This is a genomic window from Bradymonas sediminis (genome assembly GCF_003258315.1).
In the GTDB taxonomy this organism is placed as follows: Bacteria; Myxococcota_A; Bradymonadia; order Bradymonadales; family Bradymonadaceae; genus Bradymonas; species Bradymonas sediminis.
The window spans coordinates 1,248,326-1,274,036 of the sequence record NZ_CP030032.1 but is presented as its reverse complement, the minus strand read 5'-3'; the positions used below and the strand labels follow the sequence as shown (position 1 = coordinate 1,274,036).

The window sequence follows — 25,711 nt, the reverse complement described above, 5'->3', positions numbered from 1 at the left end:
CGCCGGCGCCGATGCCTACTGCGCCAGTCGCTCGAAGTCCCCCGCGACCCACGCGCTGTACATCTCAAACGCGGTATATCCCGCCTCATTGGCCACCAGATACTCGCCGAAGTCCCAGTCGACGATGACCTCATCGGCCGAAGTGATGCCATGGGCGGCCTCGAACGCGTCGGCGATCCCGTTCTTATTGGCGTCCGGGAAAGGCGTATTGCTGGGGACGGGCGGGTGGACCCAATTCGCCTCGGGGGTGCGTGGGTCGGTCCCGTTGGCGATCGCTTCCAGGTAGTGGTCGTCGACGCTGTCCAACCCGATGACCGGATTGCCGGCGCTGTCGGTCGTGCGGTTCGCGCCGGCTTCTTTGGCGAGCACATTTCGCGCGTAGGCCTGCTCGGCGGTGCTGGGCTGATAGCCAACTTCGCTGTCCACCGGCAGCGGGGTCGTGCGGAAGAGTTCGACCGGCACTGGGTCTACGCTTTGGAAGAGGGTCCACAACTGCTGATTGTCCGCGCCGGGATCCTCAAGGACGCCGGGCATGATATTGCCGGCGGTGTAGATGGACGGCGGGTACGGGCGGCTCTCGCGCAGGTCCTGATATTTGTTATAGCGATTGCTCGGCATATCGGAGCGCGTAGGGCCTTTCTTATAATAGTTATACGCCACGTCGACGGTCGGCGCCCCTACCAGGTTGGTCAGTCGGGACTGCCAATCATAGGTGATATTATTAAAAATACGCCCGAACATCTCGGAGTCCCCGGCGAAGTTGGGTGTACGGTGGCTGACACCCACGTAGACGTTATTATGCCAGGAGACGACCCCCTGCGCGCCGCCGGCGGAGCTGGTATAGCCGATCAGCGAGCCGGTATTGTGGCCCTCTCGCGTTTGGCCCACGATGTTATTCTGCCCGATAATCGCCGGGTATGGAGTGTTGCGCGTGGTGCCGATCGAGAACGTCTCATCCCCCGCCCAGGCAAGCGATGAGTGGTCCACCGCGAATGTGTGGGCCCGATAAAACAGCAACGCGTCGTCTTCGGCCAACCCGGCCGCCCGGCCGTACCTTGCGCGGAGAAACCGCACGACGATATTTCTGTTCCTCCGGATCACCAGATTATTATTCGTAAGCGAGAACCCGCCCTCCGGGGCGAGATGACCGTGGTAGGTAAAATGGCTGTATTGATAGCCGTCAAGGAGGATGCCGCTGCCCAGATCCACAGCCCCCGATACCCGGGGGATGATATGCCTGGGCTCTTCCAAGCTCAGAGCGCCGCGAATGGTGCCCTCATAGTGTGCCTCGACCCCGGGCGAGGCGGGGATGAAATTCGCCTCCTCAGTATCGGCCAATGACGTCACGAAAAATTTCACGCCGTTCGCGCCGCCCCCCTCAATCGTCGAAGCCCCCTCCCCCCACAGGTCCGGAAACCCCTTCTTTACCGCCAGCGTGACGACGACCCGGTCATCGCGCGCGTCCTCAGCCGAGGCGTCTGCGGTATCCGCCGAGTTATCCGCGTCGCCCTCGCCTTTTACATCCCCGCCCAACGTGTCGGCGGCATCTGCGTCGGCTTCACCTTTCACGTCCCGGCCCGATGTGTCAGTGGTATCCGCTTTGGCGTCGCCATCGACCGCAGTGTTTGCGTCGGCGATGCTTGTGTCGCCCGAGACGCTCTCGCGTTTGTCATCGTCGCAGCCCGTGAGCGCGATTAATAGAAATAGACAGCCGATGGTTCTCGTACGCATAAAGCCCCTTCTATGGCATTGGATTAGGTAATACCGACGGCGAAAAAATAGTGTAGTGAATGCTCGCACACTGAAAGAGACATCTCAAGCAACAAGGGCCCGCGACCAAATATTAAATCTCCCCGATTTAACACTATCGGCGGAGACCCCGTGGCATCTTAAAAAGACGATTCATATCTGCCCCAAAAAAATATAGGGTCTTTCGGGACTTAGGGCCGAGAGGCCCGCGAAAACACGAAGGATATCGCTGATGAGCACAGACGATTATATCATGGAGCAGGCGCCCGGGTTGGGCCTGGCGACCGAGATGCCGGCGCGGATTGCGGACTCATTTCGGCATGTGCGCGCGAAGATCAACGGCGAGCCATTCGACGACGCCGCGCTGCTGGCGGTGATGGAGGATGTGGTCTCGGGGCGCTACGGCGAGGTGCATGTGGCGTCGTTCTTGTCGGCTTGCGCGGGCGGCAAGATGTCGGTCGCCGAGACCATCGCGCTGACGCGCGCGATGGTCTCGGTGGGCGACCAGCTTCATTGGGAGCACGCGCCGATGGTCGATAAGCATTGCGTCGGCGGGTTGCCGGGCAATCGCACGACCCCGATTGTCGTGGCGACTGTCGCGGCCTGCGGGCTCTATATGCCCAAGACTTCGTCGCGGGCGATCACCTCGGCCGCCGGCACCGCCGACACGATGGAGACCTTGACCACGGTGAACCTGAGCCTGGACGAGATTCGCAACGTGGTCGACGCCGAAGGCGGCTGCATCGCCTGGGGCGGCTCGATGCGACTGAGCCCGGCCGACGATATTCTCATCGGCGTGGAGCGCTCGCTCAAGCTCAACAACGTCAACCAATTGGTCGCGTCGATTTTATCCAAAAAGGCGGCGGCGGGCTCCTCGCATATTTTGATCGATATCCCGGTGGGCCCCAGCGTGAAGTTCAAGACGGCGAAGGCCGCCGACGCGCTCACCCTATTAATGCAGGCGGTCGCCAAACCGCTCGGCCTCAACCTGAAGATCATCCAGAGCGACGGGCGCCAGCCGGTCGGCCGGGGCATCGGCGCCGCGCTGGAGGCCAGGGATATCCTGGCCGTCCTGCAAAACGACCCGGACGCCCCGCAGGACCTGCGCCGCCGCTCCGCGATGCTCGCCGGGCATCTTCTCGAGATTGGCGGCGTGGCCAGCCCCGGCGAGGGCATGAAGATGGCCGACGCGGTCATCGAAGGCGGTCGGGCGTGGAGCAAATTTGAGGCGATTTGCGAGGCTCAGGGCGGCCTTCGTCGCCCGCCCACCGCGACCTTCCAGCGCGACTTCCTCGCCACCCGCGCCGGCGTCGTCGAGAGCATCCAGAACCGCAAGCTCGCCACCGTCGCCAAGCTCGCCGGCGCCCCGCAGACGTCCGCGGCGGGATTGGAATTCCTCGCGCCTATCGGCACCGCGGTCGAAAAGGGGCAACCGCTCTTTATCGTCCACGCCGAGTCTCCCGACGCGCTGCAAACCGCGCTCGAATACGCCGAAAAACGCCCGGATATTGTCGCTCTGGGACGGGCCTAACCCGTTTTGCCTCGCGGTGATTTTTCGGCGATAACGTTGCAAGAACCCCGCACTTTGCCTAACGTAACAAAATCGCCACAAATCCAACGAACTCCGCTCCGAGCAACACTCGATGAATACACAAACGCAGCGCTCCCCCTCGATGCTCCTATGGCTAATCTGGGGCGCAATGCTCTTCTCGATCGTGATCTACTCGGTCGTCTTGACCATGGTGACCGGCAACCCGGACGCCATCGCTCCCGACCCGGACATCGCCGTCCAGCTTAGTTATATCTTGGCGGGCCTTGGCTTCGGATTGGTCGCGATGACCTTCATCGCTCGCCAGGTCATGCTCCACAAACCCCTCGCCGACGGCAAATTTGATAGCCTCACAAAGCTGCGCGGAGCTTATCTCACGGTCTCGATCATTAGCTGGGCGCTGGCCGAGGCCATCGCGCTCTTCGGATTTGTCCTGAGCTTTCTGAGCCATAATCTCGACTATTATATGGCCTTCGCCCCCGCCGGCATCCTGATGCTCCTGCTCACCCGCCCCCAGGCGCGCCGCATTGAGGAGCAATTTGAGGTGAGTCAGAGCAGCGAGAAATCTCCGGGCGCGACTGCAGAGGGCGAGGAAATCAAGCCGACCGATAGTTGGTAATTGCGCCATGCGCTCCTAAGAGAAGGGCCCCATGCACACCCGATAACGGTGTGGATGGGGCCCTTTTTTTGATGCCCTATTATGCTGAACCGGCGAGGGTTGACGGCATCATCGGCCTTCGCCCGGAGTCTGACGAGTTCATCACCTGCCACCAAAGCGCAGCTTAAACTCCTCCATCGCCGAATACAGCACCGGCACCACGAAGAGCGTCACCAGCGCCACCGACATCCCGCCCACCGCAGGCAGCGCCATCGGGATCATCACGTCGGCGCCCGCCCCGTAGCTGGTCAACACCGGCAAGAGGGCCAAAATCGTGGTCGCCGAGGTCATCAAACACGGCCGAATTCGGCGCTCGCCGGCTTCCACGACCCGGTCACGAATCTCGGCCACGCTCGTGACTTCGCCCTCCTCGAAGTGCTGCTTTAGATAGGTCGCCATCACCACCCCGTCGTCCGACGCGATGCCAAAGAGCGCGATAAACCCGACCCACACCGCGATGCTCGCCTTGACCGGAACGATCTGGAAGATATCGCGCATGCTGGTCCCCAAGACCGCGAAGTCCAAAAACCACGGCTGCCCATACAGCCACAGCAGGATAAACCCGCCGCCGAAGGCCACGAAGATCCCCGAGAAGATCATCAAGCCGGTGAGAACCGAGCGGAACTGCATATAAATCAGCATGAAGATGACGAGTAAGACGATGGGGATTAAGAGCGTCAGCTTTTTCTCGGTCTTCACCGAGTTCTCGTAGCTGCCGGCGAAGCTATAGCTCACCCCCTCGGCCAGCTCGAGCTCGCCGCTGGCGATCGCTGCCTCCATCGAGGCGCGCACCGACTCGACCACGTCGACTTCGCCGGCGTCGCCCTTTCCGTCGAACATCACGTAGCTGACCAGATAGGTGTCCTCGCTGCGGACCATCTCCGGGCCGCGCACATAGTCAATCTGGGCCAGGTCACCGATGGGAATTTGCACGCCGTCTTTGGCGGTCACAAAGACCCGCTCCATACTCTCCGGGACATCGCGCATCTCGCGCGGATAACGCAGCCGGATACTAAAACGCTCGCGCCCCTCGACGCTCTGAGAAATCGTTCGGCCTCCAATCGCGGTGTCCACCGTGTTCTGGAAGCTCGCCATCGTCACCCCATAGCGGGCCAATTTTGCGCGATCGGGTCGAATCTCGATATAGGGTTTGCCCACCGGCCGGTCCGCGTTCACCGCCTGTGTGTTGACCATGGGATGTTCGCGCAGAAGCTCCTGAACTTTCAGCGCCGCGTCACCGAGCACTTCCAGATTCGGCCCGCGCAGGCGCACCGCGATGGGCGCGTTGATGCCGCTGGATAGCATCACAATACGCGTACTTATCGGTTGCAACATCGGGGCCGATGTCATCCCCGGCAGCTTCGAGCCGACCGCGACCAGGGCGTCCCAGATATCCTCCGGGCGGTTGATCTCGGGGCGCCAATTTCGATAGGCCTTGCCGCCGGCGTCCTCGATCAACTCACCGTCGGCGTCGCGCACAAACTCGCCGTCGTCGCCCACCCTAAAGAGCAAGCGTTTGCCCGCCGCGTCCACGCGGTACTCGGGCTGATAGGCGATGATCGTCTCCACCATCGTAATCGGCGCCGGGTCCAACGGGCTCGCCGAGCGGCCGATCTTTCCGACCGCGTACTCAACCTCGGGCACCGTCTCAAATAATAGGTCGAGCTGCGCGACCATATCCACGGCCTCGCCGATCGACGAATGAGGCATCGTCGAGGGCATATACAAGAACATCCCCTCGTCGAGCGCGGGCATAAACTCGCGGTCCAGCCCCGGCAATTCGTGGTGCAACCACTGCCCCACCGCCGACTTGTGAATCGGCTCGGGCAGCCAGCTATAGAGCGTCCCAAAGCCAAGCCATGCGCTCGTCCCGAAGAACACGATCGCCACCGGAACGCTCAAAAACACAAGCTTATGCGCCAACACCCAGCGCAAAATCGGCACGTAGGCGAGTCGAAAAAGCCAGAAGCTCCCGAGCAATCCGCCGATGAGTCCGCATACGAAGAGGACGTTGGTAAACTCCCCCTGCCCTGCTCCCAACGGCATCCAGGACAGGGCCAGCAGCGTCGCGACGAAGAGCACGATCACCACATAGCTCAACTTGAAAACCGGCTGTCCCACACGCGCCATCTGCCTGGCATGCTTGCCCTCTTTGAGCCGCTGAAACCACTTAAAGCGCAGCCCCATCAACAGATAAGCAAGCGGCGGAATCACCACGATCGCCACCACCAAACTCGCCAGCAGCGCGTAGGTCTTGGTGTAGGCGAGTGGGCCGAAGAGCTTGCCGGCCTGGCCGGTGAGCATGAAGACGGGCAAAAAGCTGATGACCGTGGTCGCGATCGCGGTTAACACCGCCGGCGCAACCTCGGCCGCCCCGCGTCGAATCGACACAAGCGGCGGCTCATCGCGCTCCATCTCCAGGTGTTGCACGATATTCTCGGTCATGATGATCCCCATATCGACCACCGTCCCGATCGCGATCGCGATGCCGCCCAGCGCCACCACGTTGGCGTCCACGCCCGTATATTTCATCGCGATGAATGTCAGCAGCACCGCAAACGGCAAGAGGATGGTGATCAATAGCGAGCTGCGGATATGCAGCAGCATCACCAGCACCACCAAAATCGTGATCATCACCTGCTGGTACAGCGCCGTGCTCAGCGTGCCCAGGGTGCGCTCGATCAACTCCGTGCGGTCATAAAACGGCACGATGGTCACCTGCGAAACCGTGCCATCCTCGAGCACCCGCGAGGGCAAGCTCTGCTGAACCTCGGCCAAAGCCTCCTTCACATTGTCGATCACCGCCCGAGGGTTTGAGCCATAGCGCGCGGTGACCACGCCACCGACCGCCTCAACGCCTCCTTTGGTCAGCGCCCCGTCGCGCTCCGCCGGCCCCAGGCCGACCTTCGCGACGTCGCGGATGCGCACCGGCGCATGGTCCACAACCTTGACCACCGACTCGGCGATATCGTCGACACTGCGCACAAAGCCGATGCCGCGCACCATATAGTCGACGCCGTTGATCTCGGTGGTCTGCGCGCCCACCTCGGCGTTCGACTCGCCAACCGCGGCGGCGATATCTTCAAGGGTGACATTGAAAGAGCGCATCGCCGCGGGGTCCACGTCGATCTGATATTCCTGCACAAAGCCGCCGATCGAGGCCACCTCGGCCACGCCCTGCGCGCTCGCCAGGCCAAAGCGGACATGAAAATCCTGCAAGGTCCGCAGCTCGTTCAAATCCCAGCCACCGACCGGGTTGCCGTCGGGGTCGCGCCCCTCAAGCGTGTACCAATAGATCTGTCCCAGGGCGGTCGCATCCGGCCCCAACTGCGGCGCCACCCCGGGCGGCAGCGTATTCGGCGGCAGGCTCGCCAATTTCTCGACGATCCTCGCTCGCGTCCAATAGAAATCCGCCCCCTCATTGAAGATGATATAGATGCTGGTGAAGCCCGCCATCGAGAAGCTGCGGATGGTCTTGACCTCCGGAATTCCCTGGAGGGCGACCGTCAGCGGATAGGTCACCTGGTCCTGCATATCCTGCGGCGAGCGCCCCGCCCACTCGACGAAAACAATTTGCTGGTTCTCGCCGATGTCCGGGATGGCATCCACCGGCACCGGGTCGCGCTCAAATCCGAGCCCCAGGTCAAAGGGTGAGACCACCGAGCCCCACACCACGACGAGCACCAGGCCGATGAAAATGACAAGCTTTTGCCTTAATAGACCGTCGAGCAACCACTCCCAGCCCGACTTCGGTTCATGATTAGTGCGCATGACCACCTCCGTCGCTCTCGCTGTCGTCGTCAGCCCCCGCAGGCTTGTGCTTTAGCTTCATATTGCAGAGCGGACAGGTCCCGTCGCCCTCCTCGCCGCGCGCATAATGCACCGTTCCCATATCGCAATACCAAACGTCGTCGGGCAATTGCTCGGCCTGCACCGGCGGGTCAAATTCGGTCCCCTCGGCGCTGACTTCTACTTTGGGCAATGGCTCGCCATGCGCATGACCAGCATGCCCCGAAGGGTCGGCCATCTCGGTGCTCATCATCGTGGGGCCGCCGCGGATCTGAAGCGATGCGTCCACTCGAAACGCCCCATTCGTCACAACCTCATCGCCGGCCGACAAGCCCTCCTTAATCACGAATCGCTCGCCGACCCGCGCGCCCAGAACCACCGGCGCCGGCACATAAACCGGCTCCCCATTGTGATCCTCGACCCGGTACACAAGCGAGCGTGTTCCGGTCCACAATACCGACGTCGCCGGCACGCTCAGGGGCACGTGGGCATCCTCCAACACCGGCGCCTCAACGCTTCCGGTCACGAACATCCCGGGGCGCAATTGGGCGTCCGCGTTCTTCAATACGACGCGTGCGCGCGCCACTCGTTTTTGGGCGTCAATCACCGGGTCGATAAACGCAATCTCCCCCTCCGCCGCCTCCTCGGATAGCGCCGGAATGCTCAGGCGCACCGTCTGCCCAACCTGCACATAATGCAAATCGCGCTCATAGACATCCAATTGCACCCACACCGTATCGAGCGCCATCAGTGACAACACGCGGCCGCCGGGCTGCACCCAATCTCCCTGCGAAACCACCCGCTCGCGCACGGTGCCCGCCGAGGAGGCAAAGATGTCCACAAACTCCTGGGCTTTGCGCTTTTTCAGCACCGCTGCGATTTGATTGCGACTCATCCCCAGCAGGCGCAGCTCCGTGCGCGCGGCATCAAGCGCGGCCTGGGCCGCACTCGCGCGCATCTCACTGCCGCTCTCCTGGGCGGACTCGAGGTTTCGCGCAGCCTGTACGAGCGTCTGCTGGGCCGCCAATAAGTCCGGGCTATAGATCCGCGCCAGGCGCTGCCCCTTCTTGACCTTCTCGCCGACGGCCTGGACATAGAGTCTTTCGATTCGCCCGCCCGCCCACGCCGTCAGGTCAACTTCCGCCGTTTCGTTCACCTCCACGCGCCCGTACACCAGCACGGAGCGCGCCAACTCCACCTCCTCGGCCTTCGCCGTCTGCACGCGCGCCAGGGCCTTGGCGCCCGGGGTCAAAGACACCCCCGGAACATCTCCGCCGGCCGTCCCCGACTCCACGGGCACCAGGTCCATAAAGCAGATCGGACAGGTCCCCGGCTCGCTCTGGCGAACCTGCGGGTGCATCGGGCACACATATTCCGAAGCAGCACCTTCCTCTGCGTGCTCATGGCCGGCGTGCTCGTCAACCGCCGCCGTGCCCGTGGCACACGCGCGCCCCAACAAGAAGGCCGCGATGACGACCGCAACCACACCAACCCAAAGCCCCTGGCGTCGCTCGATGCGCGCCAGATATCCCGTCCAGGAAGTGCCCTTGGGCTTCTCATCGACGCCCGATTCCACTTCGACCTGCTCTTTATCTTCACTCATTTTCTTTCCTTTAAACTCAAATTCAGAACGCAATTGACGCCCAGCTTTGCCGCCGCAAAGAGCCCCTTTATTCGGCCCCTCGGCCGGTCAACATCTTGAGCCGCGCTTGCTCAATCGCGATGTCGGCCCGCAGGTCCACGAGCATCATCTCGAGGTCGAGCTGCTGCTGAAAAACCAACTGAAAGTCGGTCACCTGGCCGCGGCCGACCTCGACATCGGCCAGCAAACGCTCGCTGACGTCACCCAGCATCGGGATCAATTCCTTCTCGTAGCGAAGGAGTCGCCGCTGCCGCTCGCGAATCTTAAGAACACTGGCCTCGATCTGCGTCGACAACGTGCGCTGCAAGGCGGCCCGCTGCGCGCGCGCGCTCAAACCCGTCGCCTCGGAGCGCTCCGAGTTCAGCGCGATCTGGCGCCCAAAGATCGGAAACGGCATCGCCACCGACAGCATCAGCGCGTCATCTCGCTCACCGTCCATCGTCATCGAGGGCATATTCATATAGCCCACCCCCACGGTCGGCCCCTGCCAGGCGTCCTTTTGAACGACCTCGCTCTGAGCAAGCTCCGCCTGCGCCTCAAACTCCAACGCGCGCAACTGTGGGTTCTGCGCGTTCATCGCCTCTAATAATTTCGGAAGCTCGAGCGCGTCATCGGACACCTCAATCGGGCTATTTTCCCCACTAAATTCGAAAGGAATTTGAGCATCGGGCGCCAGCCCCAACTCAACGCGCAAGCCCGCCACGACCTCATCGCGCTCGCGCTGGACGCGGTCGATCTGGTCGATGAGCATCTCGCTGGTCACCGATAGCCTCAACACGTCCGCATAGCTGGTGCGCCCGGTCGACATCAGCGCCTCAACCATGCTCACGGCCTCGGCGTAGACTTCTTTTTGTTTGTTGAAGATCAGCAGATGATGGTCCAGGCGAGCGATCTCGATCAGCGCCTGACGCACCTCAAAGACGATCTGATTGCTCGACGCCTCGATCTGCGCTTCCACCCCAGATCCGCGCAATTCGGCGGGTTGGGCCCACAGAGCTCGCCGCCCGGGCAACAGAAGTTGCTGCGAGACCATCACCGTATGCCCAACCCCCGGCATCGAGGTCCAAGGCGTGCCGATCTCGGCCCCGTAGCTGATCATCGGCTGCGGATAACTGGCGAGTTTGCCCTCCCGCTCGGCTTGAATGGCGCGCAGTTTTTGCTGCTCAGCCTCCAAGCGAGGGTGATTTTTAAGGGCCTGATGCTCGTAATCTGCCAGCGTTTTCGGCTCAAAATCACCGTCGTCCGCCCAGACCATCGGCACCGCACACACGGTCGAAACCGCGGCGACACACAGCCCAGCCAGCACACGCCGAACACGCGTGAAAGCGTTCTTGCGTTTCATAATTCAGCTCCCAAATGCTCTTCAAAAGGTCAGCGTTGACACATCATAACGCCTCGCGCTCCTAAAAGCGCACCTTTTCAAAGCCTCAGGTTCTGAACACGTAGATAAATAGGGAGATCGACACCCGGAGGACCCGGGTCGATAAATGCTGCAATTGCTTCGGACTCACTGGCCAGAATAGGCGCGATAAAGTCCGCAAACCACACCGCCAGCAGCGCCTGAAAACGCGGCTGCAACACCGGGGGTTTGAAGTCCTCAAGTGGATTCTTCGACGCGACCGCCACTTCGACCAAGTCTCCGCCCTGCCCGTCGTGCGCGGCGAAACCATCGCAACCACATTCGCAGCCGGACCCATCGTCACCGGAGTCCTCGCTGGGCGCGCAACCGCAGCCTGTCGGCTCGGCCTGGGTTTTCGTTTCAGAGTGGGTCGTCGCTTTCGAATCGGTTTGCTCAACTGAGCCCATCGCATGCACATGCGAGCAGCCGCAAAGGCTGCCGCCCATGATGAGCGCCGCCGTCATGAGCAGGGTCAGAAAATATGCAAACCAATTCGGCATAACGAGAAAAATCCAGTTGGTGAGCGGCGAAATAGCCACAGACTACTTATAACGAATGCGCGCATTCGTCTATCAAGCGGGCCGGTTTTCGACAGAACGGTCGAGTGTGAATAAGCCGCGCGCTGAGTCACTGCAAAGTGTGTGCCACTGTCACATAACCCATCAACGCGGCTTTTGAAGGCCATCGCTGTAGAAAATTAACCATATTCGGCGCGCAAGTGTAGACAATTCTACACCTATGCTCACAGCGGCGCCGCCAGCCTTATTTCAAGCTGTCGATCATTCGCCCGAGACTCGCGGTGACCTTTTTGGCGATGGGGCCGAGGTCATCGCGATTCACCACGCTGAACATCTTCTCGCCGTTAATCGCCGCGACCACGGCGTCGCCATTATCGTCCTGGGTGACCACGACATTGCAGGGAAGCAAAAGTCCAATGGGCGCCTCGGCGCTCAGCGCCTGGTGGGCCAGCCCGGGGTTACACGCGCCCAAAATCACATAGGGGCGATGGTCGACGTCCAACTTCTTTTTCAGCGTCGCCTTAATATCAATGGTCGTGAGCACGCCGAAGCCCTCTTCCTTAAGCGCCGCCTTGGTACGCTCAATCGCGTCTTCGTGGCTTACGCCCTTCAGGGTTGTGCTCATGCCATAATCGGGTTTGTTAAAATAGGTCATTTGAAGCTCCTTTGTGGTGGGTCAGCTCAGTAGACAGGCTCGTCCGTACGATGCGGGGCGGAGTCATAAGGTTTCACGAAAATGCGCTTGCGCCGCGCTCTCTGAGCCGAGCGATGAGCCAGAGCAGCGGGCACGAATGTTGCATCAATCTTTTGTGTTTGTTTAGCCCTCTGCGCCCCCGCTCAGTCAGTGAGTTAGGGCGCGTAAAACTCCCCGATTCTAGAGTGTTATATGTCCGCTTTTCGCGCTCTCCTCATCGCCCTTCTCTGCGGCACGCTCTCGTACCTGGTCGCCTGCGACACGAAGGTCACGGGCCCCGGTACAACTTCGGCGCAGCATGAGAAGTCACCCGACGCCCAGCTCGCCAGATTCGAAGCAGAGCTCGCCCGGGCCTATCCGGCCGACGCGCCCAAGCCCACGAAGACCCGCGAATTCGAACTTCGCGCGGCGCCCACCACAGTCAAGCAAATCGACGGGCGCGACCTCGACGTGTGGGCCTATAATGGCCAGGTTCCCGGGCCGGTGTTGCGGGTGAAGTTGGGTGAGGAGGTGCTGGTCCGCTTTAAGAACGACTTGCCCCAGGCGACCACGATTCATTGGCACGGCGTGCGCGTGCCGAACGCGATGGACGGCGTGCCGGGCGTCACGCAGGACGCGATTGAACCCGGCGAGAGTTTCGAATATCGCTTCGTCCCCAAGGACGCGGGGACCTTCTGGTTTCACCCGCATCACCAGACGCCCGAGCAGGTTGGGCGCGGGCTCTACGGGGTTCTCGTGGTCGAAGACGCCGAGCCGCTGGGATATACCCGCGACGAAATGTGGGTGCTCGACGATTGGAAGCTCGGGCGCGACGGCCAGATTGACCCGCGTTTTGTGACCCGCCACGACCTCTCCCATGACGGCCGTTGGGGGCGCGATATCACGGTCAACGGTGAGTCCCACAAGGTGATGGAGGTTCGCCCGGGTGAGCGGCTGCGGCTGCGCCTTTTGGACGCGTCGAACGGGCGCGTTTATCAACTTCGCTTCGACGGTCTGGACGCGAAGGTCATCGCCACCGACGGCATGTATACGGGCAAGCCGGTCACGCTGCTCGGCCAGAAGACGGCCCCCGGAAACCGGCTCGATGTCGACATCACCATCCCCAAAGATGCGGCCGGCAAGAGCTTCGCTTTGATGAACGATTTCGGCCGTCAACCCACGGTCCTCGCGACGCTAAAGGTCGCCGGCGAGCCGGTCGAAACCCCGACCTTTGAGCCGCCATTTAACCCGAACCTCCCGAAATGGGAGGGCGCCCTGGAGCGCGATATCGACCAGACTTACGTCCTCGACGCGCGCCGCGGCGGCCCCCACGGCATCGAGTGGACGATCAACGGCGAGGTCTGGGGCACCCACGAGCCCACGGTCCTCAAAGAAGGCCGCTGGAAGCGCATTCGCTTCCAGAACGACTCATTTCGCCTGCACCCCATGCATATCCACGGGCAATTCTTCAAGGTGCTCGCCCGCAACGGCGTCCCGGTCGACGAGCCGTTCCTGCGCGACACGGTGCTCCTGGAGCGCAAGGAAGTCATCGACGTCGGCATGGTCCCGCTCGACTGGGGCTATTGGATGATGCATTGCCACATTTTGGAGCACGCCGAGGCGGGGATGATGACGGAGATTCATGTGGAGAAGTGACGGGCGTGTCAGCAACTAACTCGGCCTGTTTTCAAGCAAAAAATACAATTCCAGAAAATCACTAGACTAATCGCGGATGCGTTTTAGCTTCATAGAACCGAGTTATTTGTAGCAACAAAGCCCCTCTCGGAAGGGGCTTTTGTGATCATAGACATGGCATCGCGGTATCGTTGTGTGCGCCACAAACACAAAGGAGAACGCTGATGATGAATGGTCCTGATTCGCAACGCGAAAATTCAATCTCGCGACGTGGCTTTGTGGCAGGCGCCGCGGCAGGTCTGGCCAGCCTGAAGATCGCGGGACCGCTGTGGGCCCGCACCAACCCCGAGCTGCGTGCCGGCAAGTTCGGCGCCCTCGATGCCAGCACGCCCGGCGGCATCGATCTTTATATCGAGAAGCAAGAGGTACGCGTCGACGAAAAGATCGGCCAGGCGATCACCATCAACGGTGGATTTCCCGGGCCGGTCATCCGCATGAAAGAGGGAGATGACGCCCTGATTCGAGTGCATAATCGAATGCACGAATCGACCTCGATTCATTGGCACGGCATACTCCTTCCATTCACGATGGACGGGGTGCCGGGCATCAGTTTTCGGGGCATCGCGCCGGGTGAGACCTTCACCTATCGCTTTAAGGTGCGCCAGAACGGGACCTATTGGTACCACAGCCATACCGGCATGCAGGAGCAACTCGGCCACTACGGCCAGCTTATCATCGAGCCCGCGCAGCCCGACCCGGTTGCGTACGACGTCGAGCACACAATCGTCCTCTCGGATTGGACCTTCGAAGATCCTCATACGGCGATGAAGAAGCTCAAGACAATCGAGGGCTATTATAATTTTCAGCGCCCTACTCTGGCCAACCTCAGCGCCCAGGTCGAGGCCACCGGCGAGAGCCTCGGCGAGGTCATAAGCAAACGGTTGCAATGGAATTGGATGCGCATGGATCCGACCGATATCGCAGATATCACCGGCGCGACCTTCACCTATTTGCTCAATGGCCGAAGCGCCGCCCAGAACCCGACCTTTTTCGCCCGGCCCGGCCAAAAGGTGCGCTTTCGCATCACCAACGCCTCGACGATGACCTATTATGATTTCCGGGTGGAGGGTTTGCCGCTGACGGTGGTCCAGGCGGATGGGCAAAACGTGGAGCCGGTCGAGGTCGATGAGCTGCGCGTGGCGGTCGCCGAGACCTACGACGTGCTGGTGACGATGCCCGACGAAAAGGCGTACACGATCTTTGCCGAGACGATGGATCGCAGCGGTTTCGCGCGCGGGACGCTCGCCCCTAGACCGGGAATGTCGGCCGCCATCCCGGCGCGTCGGCACCGGCCGATGCTCACCATGGCCGATATGGGGATGATGCACGGCGCGATGGAGGGCATGGATGAAGGCGACGAAACGAAGGATATGGAGAGCTCGCACGGCGCACACGCGATGAACGGCGAGCATAAAATGGACGATAAACCGTCGACGTCCGTGACCTACCCGCCCCACGACGAGCGCCGGGTCGCCCCGATCAAAGAGCGAAAACCTCTGCCTATCCAGAACCTCCCGGAGATGGTCCAACACGGCCCAGATGAGCACGGCGCGGCGAGCATCGCGATGGCCATGCACGCCTATCGGCGCTTTGATGAGCCGGGCATTGGCCTGGGAAAAGACGGCCGACGCGTGCTGACCTATGGCCAACTCAAAGCGCTGCAAACACCGCCCGACCGTCGGCCACCGACCCGCGAGATCAACCTGCATCTCACGGGCAATATGCATAAATATATCTGGGGATTTAACGGCAAAAAATGGTCCGAGTCGAAGATGATTCGCTTTAAATTTGGCGAGCGCCTGCGCATCAATTTTATCAACGATACGATGATGAGCCATCCGATTCATCTGCACGGAATGTGGATGGATTTATATGTCGGCCACGACTACGCGAAGAACCCACGAAAACACACCGTCAACGTGAACCCGGCCGAGCTGCTGACCGTCGACATCAGCGCGGACGCGCCGGGTCAGTGGGCGTTTCATTGCCATCTTTTATACCATATGGAGGCGGGTATGTTTCGCACCGTCGCGGTGGTTCGCGACCTCAGCGGGGAGCCAATTGATGCCAAATCCTAAGCGACGCGATGTCACGCGGATCCTCGTCTCATTATGCGTTTTACTCGCCGGCGGCCCGAACGCCTGGGCCCAGGATTCGCCCCACCAGCACGGTGACTCGGAGCACGCCGAGGAGTCGCCCGAGACGCCGGAGGTCGAGTCACAGAGCCGCCTCCCGGAGGCGGAATTACCCGCCGGCATGACCCTCGATGAGGTCTTGGCGCGCGCGGAAGAGCCGCCGCCCGATGACTACCCGGACGCCATTCCGGACGACCACCTTCGCGCGTTCTTTATCGTCGATCAGCTCGAGTATCGCTACGATTTACAGGGCGAACCCGACGCGGTTGGCACCGAGTTTTCGGCCTGGTTTGGCGGCGACTTCAACCGCCTATGGCTCAAGGGTGAGGGCGAAGCGAGTTGGCAAGGCGAGGATTTCGAGGGGGAGTCAGACGTCGACCTGCTCTATGGCCGACTTATCGCGCCCTTCTGGACCGCGCAGGCCGGCGTACAATATGCGAACGTCTGGGGCGGAGAAAATTATAGGGATTTCTGGGCCGCCGCGCTCGCCATCCAGGGACTCGCCCCGGGTATGTTCGAGGTCGACGCCTCCATCTACGTCACCGAAAAACTCAACCTCCTCGCCACCTTTGAGGCGGAATATGACGTCCGCATCACCCAGCGATTGGTGCTGCAGCCGCGCACCGAGTTGCGATTCTCGGCCCGAGACAGCGACGCGCGCGGCATCGGCGCCGGCATGAATAGCGTGGTCGTGGACCTGCGGCTTCGCTACGCCCTCTGGCGCGAATTCGCACCCTACCTGGGCGCACGTTTCGAGGCACTTGTCTTCGGCACCGGAGATATGGCCGCGGCGGCGGGCGAAGATAACAGTCGATTCTTTGTGTTGGGCGGGGTTCGGTTTGCGATTTACTGAGCTTCGCAATTGTGTTGATTTGAGTTGAATTCCAGCGCTAAACGACGAACCAATACATATTGACTGATCCAATAGACTTCGCGGTTACTCCACATCCACCCACCACAGACTTATTGCAAGCACGCCAAGCCCCCGCGCACCTAGTCCGGCGCAGATGAGCAATAGATGAGAAAGCGCCGACCAGGTATGCGTGTCGATATTGCCGGTTGAGAAGGACAGGCCGACCAACAGCGCAGAAAACCCGACGCGACCCGCCAGACTCTGGATGGACAGGAAGGTGGCACGCTGCTTCTGCGGGATATACGGGGTGATCGCGGCGTTAATTGGCGCGCGGGTCATGCCGCCCGCGATCTCGCGCAAGAGGATGAGCGCAACGATAACCTCATTTAGGAACAACCCCATGACCGAAATAATGATCAATTGAAGCAATGCGGCCAGCAGCAGGGTTTTGGCGATGCCGAGCCGACCCGCGATGCGCGCACTGTTGTGCGCGAACAATGCACCGATAAGGGTCGCGATGGCCATATGAACGCCGGCAATCAGCGCCGTTTTGGGGCTGAAATCAAGCTGCGCACCTAAGAGATCGAGATAGGGCTGGTAAAACTCATAAGGGATATGTTCGAGGATGGTGATGAGCACCACAAACCCGAATAACCATGCAAGGCGCGGCTGCCTCAGGTGCCTAAAACAGTCATGAAGCTGCGAGAAAAAAGGCGCGGCCTGCGCGGCTGTTTTGCTTTGTGGTTCCGTGAAGCTCAGTACGGTGATGAGCCCCGCAACGGCTGCAATAACCGAGAGACCGTAAGCGTAGCGGAGGTCGATCGCCGCCACCCCACCGCCAATAAGCGCGCTCAGGCTGGTCGCCAGCATCGCGCTTCGAGCCGCCACGGCCTCACGCTGGGCGTATTCAACCTCGCGACCGAGCGCGGTCAGTGAGTCGTAATGAAAGGAAGTGTCGGTGCCGCTATTCAACGCAATGCCGGCGGCGAGTACGACCTGAGCGGCGGCAAAGGCTGAGAAACTCGAGGCGAAAAAGAAGATAAGATACGCCACAACAAGCATCAGCGAGGCGCCCAGAAGCGTTGTTTTTCGGCCAAATCGGTCGGAAATATACCCTGAAGGCACCTCTAAAACGACCACCGCCGCATAATAAATGCCCTCGAGTTGCAAAACGCGCGCAAGCCCCAGGTTCTCACCGAAATATAGAAAAAAGACCGGCATCCAGAAGAACGCGTTGAATACCGCTATATACCATGGGTATAACCGCGCGTTGCGTTCGATTTTTTCGAGATCGCCCAGGGTGCTATATGTCACCATAAATGAGCCTGCTATCCAGAAAGAACCACCACCACATCACGCCAAAGAAGTATCACGCCATTAAACCGATTGACAATCGGTTTAATGGCTTCTATAGCTTTTGAGTGTCTCGATGGATCGTTATTTGCGTTGTCATGTGATAAAACCGACAGGCAATCGGTCCGCTTGTGAATCCTTTAACCTGGAAAGTCGATGAATGCAGATGTGTCCCATTTGGGAGAGCTAGAAATGACGGTGCTCGAATATGTCTGGGAGCACGGTGAGAGCGACGTCAAATCGGCCCACCGGGCGTTTGGCGAGGAGCGAGGTATTACTCATAATACGGTTCAATCGACGTTTAAGCGTTTGTGGACGAAGAAGTTATTATCACGCCATAAAAAGGGTCACGCCTATATCTATTCACAGCGCGTCGACCGCCGTGAGTTGACTGAATTATTGGTCGGCGAATTGGTCGCAGAGACCGACATGCACGTGGCGCTTGAGGCCTTCGTCAACCTCGCCGATCGAGCCGGAGCGGGCACGCTGGACGCGCTTGAGGCGTTGATCGCCGCCAAGCGCCAGGCGTCGGATGAGTCGCAATGATGGTGCTATTGAGCTGGTTACAAGTGGTCATTATTCTCTTCGCGGCGGGCGCCGTCGTGGGAGCAGGACTCGTGGCCATCGGGGTGTCGAGCTGGGTCGAGCGCCTCAACCTCGTCACGCCCCGGGCGCGTTTTATGATGTTGAGCGCGCTTGCGTTATTGCCAGCCGCACTGGGTAGCATCGTCGTGATGGTCTCATTTTTGCCCTCCGTTCTGGATGCCCTTGGACTTGCCGCTGACCATTGCTCTTATCATTCGCACCACACTTTCCATCTTTGCTTTATTCACGGCACTCCGCCGCCCATTTCACCTTTAATATTAACGGGTTGTGCGGCTTTTATTGTCTGGATATTTGCCGGTTGGAAGAGCGAATTTGCGGGTGTTCGGCGAGCGGGCGCCTGGAATAAGCAACTCAAACGGCTCGGGCATTATGACGCCGAAATCGACGGTTGGATGATCGCAAGCGAGCGGCCGATCGCGGTGGCGATCGGGTTGATTCGGCCGAAATTCTGCATCTCGCGGCGGCTTCGCGAACTCCTGTCGGCCCGGCAACTCGAGGCCGTGATTGCCCACGAGAAGGCGCATATCCGTCGCTATGATGCGTTGGTTAAATTGGGAATCCGCCTGGGGGCGAAATTCCATTTCTCCCCGATACGCACGCAACTCCTCGGACATATCGACCTCGCTTGTGAGCAAGCCTGTGACGAAGCCGCGGCCGATGCCATCGGCGATCGACTCACAGTCGCCGAGGCGATTGTGGCCATGAAGCGCGCCTGTGACGCTGAGCCCTCCCCTGCTCTGGCGCTCGGCTTTGGGATCCACTCGCTGGAAGAACGCGTTCGAGGCATGCTCGACGGGAATTGGCGGCGCCCCAATTGGCTGCCCATTCTGGCGACCTGTGGTGTGGCTGCATGCGCGCTGATTCTCTTTCACGATGCGCTCCACCACGCCTTTGAAACCCTGACCTTCCTCGCCTTTTAAACCAAATATTTCCTGACTGGCATGAGCATATATTATATGAAAAGAACTTGCCTTTATTTCGCGATAAAACCGATTGGCCATAGGTTTTTTGTGGCGCTGTCTTTCTTTATCGTGGGGCTCTGTGTTGCGTCGCCTTTGAACGCGCAAATATCGACCGATTCCGAACAGGTCCTTAGCGAGCAAGAAGCCGTGCGTCGGGCGCTAGAGCGCCCGGCACTCAATGACCTCTGGGCTGCCCAAATAAAGTCGGACGAAGCGGCGGCACTTCGGGCGCAGGCGCGGTCGAATCCAATATTCGAATACAGCCGGGAGCAGGCTTTCGAAGAACCCGAGACTCTGGCCGAAGACTATCTGATTCTTGAGCAAGCGCTGCCTATTTCCGGCAATCGCGGGCTTCGGGCCGAGGCCGCCAGAACACGCGCCCGGGCCACTCAGCTCGAGACGCACGCCGACGCAAGAAAGATCGCGACTCGTGTTCGCCACCTCTTCTATCGCGTCCTCGCGCTTCAGCAGCGTGTCGAAATGCGCTCGGCCTGGATCGAACAGATGAGAGAGGTTGAGCAGAAGTTGGTTCAGCGAGCCCAGGCGGGTGAGAGCGCACCCTATGATGTGGAGCGGCTGCGACGCGAGATTGCGGATGTCCGAGCGGACGCCGCCTCCGAGCGCGCAGAACTCGCCGGCGCGCGGGCTCAACTCGCCGGGTTGGTGGGCATCGATTCAGCGCAAAATACATTGCGCGTCGAGGGCGAGTTATTGCCCGCGAAATTACCCGATGATGAGGCGCTTCGCCGGGCGGTCGCGGGCCGACCCGAGCTCGCCGCTGCGAGTGAGCGAGGCGCCGCGGCGCAGTTGAGTATCGACGCAGCCTCCCGCTGGTGGATCCCCGAGCTGATCCTCAGAGGCGGCTATAAAAGCGTCGACGTTGGTACGCAGCGCTTTCATGGATTCGTCGCCGGCGTCGCCCTCGATATCCCATTATTCGACCGGGCCGCGGGCGAGCGCATGGAGGCCGAGGCGGCGCTGGTTAGCGCAAAGAGTCGCCGCGCGTTGCTGAAGCAACAAATACAAGCCGATGCGTCGGAGGCTTCCTCAAAGGTTCGCATGCTCTCCGCGGCCGCCGACACCTACCGCACAGCAGGCGTCGAGCGCGCCCAGAAAAACGCGACATTAGCGCAGCAGAGCTACGACGCAGGCGAAGTCGGCATCCTCGAACTTATCGACGCATATCACGGGGTCGTCGGCTCACGCCTGCGCCTCCAGGAGATGGCCGCCGAGGCGCGTCATCACCAGATCGAATTAGAGCAAAATTTCGAATTACTAAACGACAAAATATCTCAGCACGAGGGCGAATAATATAATGCGAATAAAGCCAATCGAAGTCATATTTCGCGCACCAAATAGGGTGCTCCTCATCTTGCTCGTCCTCTCGCTGGCGCTGGTCGGCTGCGATCATCATGATCACGGCGATCATACTCATGGAGACGGCCAGCAGGACCACGGAGATCACGCTCATGGCGACAGCGAGCGCCCGACCCATGTGATCACCGTCTTTGGTGAGCATACCGAAATCTTCGTCGAGTTTCCGGCGCTCGTCGCTGGGCTGGAGTCAAAATTCGCGGCCCATTTTACCACGCTCGACGGCTACCAGCCGGTGCGAAACGGCACGCTTTCGCTCGTTCTGACGAGCCAGGAGTCGCCCGGCGAGAATTGGGCGGCCGGCGCGCCCGCGCGGCCTGGCATTTTTACGCCCATCGCGATTCCGAAATACCCGGGCAAGCGCCAGCTTATCCTGATGCTCAAAACAGAGGCGTTTAGCGAGACATTCAATCTCGGTGAGTTTGAGGTCTTCGAGAATATCGAGGCGGCGCGCAAAATCGAAGTCGAAGTGCCCGAAGGCGGCGTTTCTTTCCTCAAAGAACAGCAGTGGATGGTCGACTTCGATATGGCGAAAGCTGTGACGCGCTCGATGCGCCCGTCGGTGATAGTGAACGCAAATCTTCGGCCGGCCGCGGGCGGCGAGTCGCGGGTGACGACTCCCTTTGACGGGCGCATCTCGGCCCCAAAGGACGGGGTCGCACAGGTCGGCCAACGGGTCGAGGCCGGCCAGATACTCGCCTATATTCTCCCAAGCCTGGACGCCGGTGAGATCACCCAACTTCGGGCTGAGCTTCGTAAAGCCAAGGTTGAACTGAGTCGCGCCGAGCGCGATTTCGAGCGCGTGCAGGGACTCGTGACAAGCGGCGCGATCGCCGAAAAGCGGCTCCAGGATGCCCAGAGCACCCGCGACATCGCCCAGGCCGACGTCGACCAGGCCCAGCAACGAATCGGGCAATTTCGCAACCTCGAATCGCGCGGCGCCGCGGCCAACGGACGCGTGGCGATCCGAAGCCCTATCGATGGGATGATCGCCGAACGAACGGTCGTGGACGGCGGATTTGTGTCCCGCAGCGATTCGCTCTTTCGCATCGTCGACCGCTCAAAACTATGGCTCGAGGCCCATGTGCCCGAGGCCGATTTACCGCGCATCGGCCAGCCGACCGGCCTGTGGTTTGAGCCGGGTGGGAAACTTCCGCCCGTTGAGATCGACGTCAACACAGGGGGCGAATTGCTCAGTTTTGGCGACGTGATCGACCCGACCACGCGTACCGCGCCGCTGATCTTTGCGCTGGGTGAAAACGATGCACAAAAACACTTGCGGATCGGCAGCTTCGTCAGGGCTCATATCTACAGCGCTGAGCCCAGAGAAGCCCTGAGTATTCCGGCCTCGGCGGTGCTCGACGAGAAGGGCCTCGACGTCGTCTTCGTGATGAAAAATGGCGAGTCATTTGAGCGGCGCATCGTGCGCCTGGGGATGCGCGACCGCGACCACGTCGAGGTCCTCGACGGGCTTCAACCCGGCGAGCATGTGGTCAGCGAGGGCGTCTATTATGTGAAGCTCGCGAGCATGTCGACCGGCTCAGTTGGCCACGGCCACGCGCATTAATCTGAGCTGATTTGAGCTCATCCGACATCGACTTTAGCTGGTAGCGATTCAAAATAAGGTATTTCAATGATTGACGGCATTATCAAATGGTCACTCGAGAACCGCTTTTTTGTGGTTCTGGCCGCTGCGGCGCTCTTCATCTGGGGGACCTGGCAGGCGGTTCATATGCCGGTCGACGTGTTCCCCAACCTGACCGCCCCCAGCGTAACGGTGGTGGTCGAAGCACACGGCAAGGCGCCTGAGGAAGTCGAAAGTCAGATCACCTACCCCATCGAGACCGCGCTCAACGGCGCCACCGGCGTGCGCCGGGTTCGCTCGACCTCGGGCATCGGTAACGCGGTGATCTGGGTGGAATTCGACTGGGGCACCGATGTCTATCGAGCGCGCCAGATCGTCGGGGAGAAGTTGCAGCTCGTGCGCTCCCAACTTCCGGCCGACGTCGACCCACCGGTGATGGGGCCGATCTCTTCGGTCATGGGTGAGATCATGTTTGTCGCCCTGACCTCTGAAAAGCATACCCCGATTGAGGTGCGCAGCGAGGCGGATTGGGTGCTGCGACGACGCCTGCTCGCGGTGGCCGGCGTCTCCCAGGTGATGCCCATCGGCGGCGGCGTGAAGCAATACCAGGTCCACGTCAATCCGGCGAAACTCGCGGCCTATAATCTCGGTCTCAATGAGGTCACCGATGCGCTCACAGAGACCAATGAGAACGTGTCGGCCGGGTTCTATCGCGAAAACGGGCGCGAATATCTTATCTACGGGCTCGGCCGCATCGAAAGAATCTCGGATATCGGCAACACCGTTCTGGCAGTGCGCAACGGACAGCCGCTCACCGTAGCTGACCTTGGTGAGGTTAAAATCGCCCCGGCGCTCAAGCGCGGCGACGGCTCATTTAATGGCAAAGACGCCGTCATCATCGGGATTCAAAAACAGCCCGACGCCAATACCCTGGCGCTGACCGAGCGCCTCGACGAGGCGCTCGACGGCATCGAGGCATCACTCCCCGAAGGCATGGAACTACAACGAAATATCTTTCGCCAGTCCAATTTCATCGAAATCTCCATCGATAATGTGATGACGGCGCTTCGTGACGGCGCGATTCTCGTCGTGCTCATTCTCCTACTGTTTCTGGCTAATATTCGCGCGACCGTGATCACGGCGACCGCCATTCCCCTGTCACTTCTGGTCGCCGTAGTGGTGCTCGATTTCTTCGGCGGCTCGATCAACACGATGACGCTCGGCGGCATGGCGATTGCGGTCGGTGCGCTGGTCGACGACGCGATCGTCGACGTCGAAAATGTCGTGCGACGGCTGAGGCTCGACGCCCAAAAACCGCCCGAGCTGCGCCAGCCCACCATCCAGGTCATCTTCGAGGCCTCCAAGGAGGTTCGCTCGTCGATCGTATTCGCCACGTTGATCATTATCCTGGTGTTTTTGCCGCTCTTTTTCCTCAGCGGCGTCGAGGGACGCCTGCTCCAACCGCTCGGTATCGCCTACGTCGTTTCGCTGTCGGCGTCGCTGGTGGTGGCGCTCACCGTGACCCCGGCGATGTGTTATTTCCTGCTGCCCGGCACCAAAGCGATCATGCATAACGAGGAGAGCTGGGCGATGCGTTGGCTCAAGCGCGGCTATGAGCCGGTGCTCGACAAAACCCTCCCTCATTGGAAGCTGATCACCGCAGCCTCGCTCACCGCGCTCGGCATCGCCGGCTGGGGCCTGCTGAACGCGGGTCAGGCATTCTTGCCCGAGTTCAACGAGGGCACGCTCACGGTCAGCGCGGTCACCCTACCCGGCACTTCCCTCGAAACCTCCGGCAAGCTCGGCAAGCGTATCGAAGAGATAATGCTCGCCCATCCCGAAGTCGTCTCGACCTCCCGAAGAACCGGCCGCGCCGAGCTCGACGAGCACGCCCAGGGCGTCAACGCCGCCGAGATCGACGTCGACCTCAAGATGCACGAGCGCAGTCAGGATGAGTTCCTGGCCGCGTTGCGACAGGACCTGGCGCAGTTGCCCGGGATGAATATTACCATCGGCCAGCCCATCAGCCACCGCATCGACCATATGCTCTCGGGGACGCGGGCCAATATTGCGGTCAAAATCTTTGGCTCGGATCTCTACGAGCTTCGCAGGTTGGGCCAGGAGGTCAGCGAGGCGATGGAGAATGTCGAAGGCGTGGTCGACCTCAACGTCGAGCAGCAGATGGATATCCCCTTCTTGCTCATCGACTTTGACCGAGACGCCATTGCGCGCCACGGGCTCCGGGTGCGCGAGGTCGCCGAGGTGATCGAGACCGCGTTTGTCGGCCACGACGTCTCGCGCATCATCGAGGAGCAGCGCGGCTTCGACCTGCTCGTGCGCTATCCCGAAGACGCGAAGGCCAACCTGGAGTCCATTCGCCAAACACTTATCAAGACGCCCACCGGCGCCCAGGTGCCCCTTCATGCCCTGGCCGATGTGCGTCGAGACCGCCGCCCCAATCGCATCAGCCGCGAAAGTGTGCAGCGCAATATCGTCGTATCCTGCAACGTAGCGGGAGGCGACCTGGTGGGCGTGGTCGAGAAGATCCGCTCGCGTGTCGGCGAGCAGGTTGTGATGCCCACGGGCTATCACGTCGAATACGGCGGGCAATTCGAGAGCGCCACCCAGGCCTCCCAAACGCTGACCCTGCTGACCGGCGTCGTCATTATCGGAATCTTCTTGCTACTATTTGTCTCGCTGGGGTCGGGGCGCGACGCGCTCCTGGTCATGGCGAACCTGCCGCATGCGCTGATCGGCGGGGTGGTCGGCGTCTACGTCCTCGACGGCATCTTATCGGTGGCCTCACTCATCGGTTTTATCACGCTCTTTGGCATCGCCACCCGAAATGGCCTACTGATGGTCTCGCATATTCGCCACCTCCACTACGAGGAAGGCGTCAGCGACCGATGGCAAGCCGTCAAACAGGGCGCCATGGAACGGCTCGCCCCGATCCTCATGACCGCGCTTGCCAGCGGCCTCGGGCTCGTCCCGCTGGCCCTGCAAGCCGGCGAACCCGGCAGTGAGATCCAGGCCCCGATGGCGATTGTCCTATTATTTGGACTCATCTCGGCGACCGCGCTCAATATGATCGTCGTGCCGGCGTTATATCTTCGCTTTGGCGAGATCACCGCTGCAAAATCGTGATTTTCGAATTCATCTTTCATCAACAAC

At 60.6% G+C, this 25,711-nt stretch carries 17 protein-coding genes; 10 read left to right on the top strand and 7 right to left on the bottom strand.

Annotated elements, in window-relative coordinates; genetic code table 11:
* Positions 1 to 15: 15 nt before the first annotated feature.
* Positions 16 to 1,731 carry a hypothetical protein gene (locus tag DN745_RS04755; RefSeq protein WP_111332628.1) on the bottom strand — a complete coding sequence of 572 codons (1,716 nt, stop codon included), beginning with the start codon at positions 1,729 to 1,731 and terminating at the stop codon, positions 16 to 18.
* Positions 1,732 to 1,981: 250 nt separating this feature from the next.
* Here DN745_RS04755 and DN745_RS04750 point away from each other — a divergent pair, with 250 nt between their 5' ends.
* Both DN745_RS04750 and DN745_RS04745 read left to right on the top strand, forming a co-directional pair.
* Positions 1,982 to 3,280, top strand: coding sequence for a thymidine phosphorylase family protein (locus DN745_RS04750; RefSeq protein WP_111332627.1), 1,299 nt, complete (start codon positions 1,982 to 1,984; stop codon positions 3,278 to 3,280).
* Positions 3,281 to 3,392: 112 nt separating this feature from the next.
* Positions 3,393 to 3,917 carry a hypothetical protein gene (locus DN745_RS04745; protein WP_111332625.1) on the top strand — a complete coding sequence of 175 codons (525 nt, stop codon included), beginning with the start codon at positions 3,393 to 3,395 and terminating at the stop codon, positions 3,915 to 3,917.
* Between the two features lie 141 nt (positions 3,918 to 4,058).
* On the opposite strand, the gene DN745_RS04740 is transcribed toward DN745_RS04745, so the two are convergent.
* From DN745_RS04740 to DN745_RS04720, 5 genes are all read right to left on the bottom strand, one after another.
* On the bottom strand, positions 4,059 to 7,727 hold the full coding sequence (locus DN745_RS04740; RefSeq protein WP_111332624.1) for an efflux RND transporter permease subunit: 3,669 nt from the start codon (positions 7,725 to 7,727) through the stop codon (positions 4,059 to 4,061).
* Positions 7,717 to 9,348 carry an efflux RND transporter periplasmic adaptor subunit gene (locus tag DN745_RS04735; protein WP_133622106.1) on the bottom strand — a complete coding sequence of 544 codons (1,632 nt, stop codon included), beginning with the start codon at positions 9,346 to 9,348 and terminating at the stop codon, positions 7,717 to 7,719. The genes DN745_RS04740 and DN745_RS04735 overlap by 11 nt, the downstream gene beginning before the upstream one ends.
* Before the next feature lie 67 nt (positions 9,349 to 9,415).
* Complete coding sequence (locus tag DN745_RS04730; protein ID WP_111332620.1) at positions 9,416 to 10,729, bottom strand: TolC family protein; 1,314 nt, start codon at positions 10,727 to 10,729, stop codon at positions 9,416 to 9,418.
* A 77-nt stretch (positions 10,730 to 10,806) separates the two neighbouring features.
* Positions 10,807 to 11,325 carry a hypothetical protein gene (locus tag DN745_RS04725; protein ID WP_111332619.1) on the bottom strand — a complete coding sequence of 173 codons (519 nt, stop codon included), beginning with the start codon at positions 11,323 to 11,325 and terminating at the stop codon, positions 10,807 to 10,809.
* A gap of 223 nt (positions 11,326 to 11,548) precedes the next feature.
* Positions 11,549 to 11,959, bottom strand: coding sequence for a DUF302 domain-containing protein (locus DN745_RS04720; protein WP_204355087.1), 411 nt, complete (start codon positions 11,957 to 11,959; stop codon positions 11,549 to 11,551).
* 231 nt (positions 11,960 to 12,190) lie between these two features.
* Here DN745_RS04720 and DN745_RS04715 point away from each other — a divergent pair, with 231 nt between their 5' ends.
* The 3 genes from DN745_RS04715 to DN745_RS04705 all read left to right on the top strand — a co-directional run bounded on the left by DN745_RS04715 (position 12,191) and on the right by DN745_RS04705 (position 16,660).
* Complete coding sequence (locus DN745_RS04715; protein WP_111332617.1) at positions 12,191 to 13,633, top strand: multicopper oxidase family protein; 1,443 nt, start codon at positions 12,191 to 12,193, stop codon at positions 13,631 to 13,633.
* Positions 13,634 to 13,836: 203 nt separating this feature from the next.
* Positions 13,837 to 15,750, top strand: coding sequence for a copper resistance system multicopper oxidase (locus DN745_RS04710; RefSeq protein ID WP_166642403.1), 1,914 nt, complete (start codon positions 13,837 to 13,839; stop codon positions 15,748 to 15,750).
* Positions 15,737 to 16,660 carry a copper resistance protein B gene (locus DN745_RS04705; protein ID WP_111332616.1) on the top strand — a complete coding sequence of 308 codons (924 nt, stop codon included), beginning with the start codon at positions 15,737 to 15,739 and terminating at the stop codon, positions 16,658 to 16,660. The genes DN745_RS04710 and DN745_RS04705 overlap by 14 nt, the downstream gene beginning before the upstream one ends.
* An 84-nt stretch (positions 16,661 to 16,744) precedes the next feature.
* Here the strand turns inward: DN745_RS04705 and DN745_RS04700 are convergent, their stop codons facing one another.
* The gene (locus DN745_RS04700) at positions 16,745 to 17,977 is read right to left on the bottom strand and encodes an MFS transporter (RefSeq protein ID WP_111332614.1); all 1,233 of its coding nucleotides are present in this window, start codon (positions 17,975 to 17,977) and stop codon (positions 16,745 to 16,747) included.
* A 204-nt stretch (positions 17,978 to 18,181) separates the two neighbouring features.
* On the opposite strand from DN745_RS04700, the gene DN745_RS04695 reads away from it, so the two are divergent.
* The 5 genes from DN745_RS04695 (at position 18,182) to DN745_RS04675 (ending at position 25,684) form a co-directional block, all read left to right on the top strand.
* Entirely contained in the window at positions 18,182 to 18,559 is a 378-nt protein-coding gene (locus tag DN745_RS04695; protein ID WP_162687457.1) for a BlaI/MecI/CopY family transcriptional regulator, read from the top strand.
* An 8-nt stretch (positions 18,560 to 18,567) separates the two neighbouring features.
* Entirely contained in the window at positions 18,568 to 19,539 is a 972-nt protein-coding gene (locus DN745_RS04690) for a M56 family metallopeptidase (protein WP_162687456.1), read from the top strand.
* A gap of 135 nt (positions 19,540 to 19,674) precedes the next feature.
* Entirely contained in the window at positions 19,675 to 20,892 is a 1,218-nt protein-coding gene (locus DN745_RS04685) for a TolC family protein (protein ID WP_162687455.1), read from the top strand.
* Positions 20,893 to 20,896: 4 nt separating this feature from the next.
* Entirely contained in the window at positions 20,897 to 22,522 is a 1,626-nt protein-coding gene (locus tag DN745_RS04680; protein ID WP_111332608.1) for an efflux RND transporter periplasmic adaptor subunit, read from the top strand.
* Between the two features lie 66 nt (positions 22,523 to 22,588).
* Positions 22,589 to 25,684, top strand: coding sequence for an efflux RND transporter permease subunit (locus DN745_RS04675; RefSeq protein WP_111332606.1), 3,096 nt, complete (start codon positions 22,589 to 22,591; stop codon positions 25,682 to 25,684).
* Positions 25,685 to 25,711: the final 27 nt, after the last annotated feature.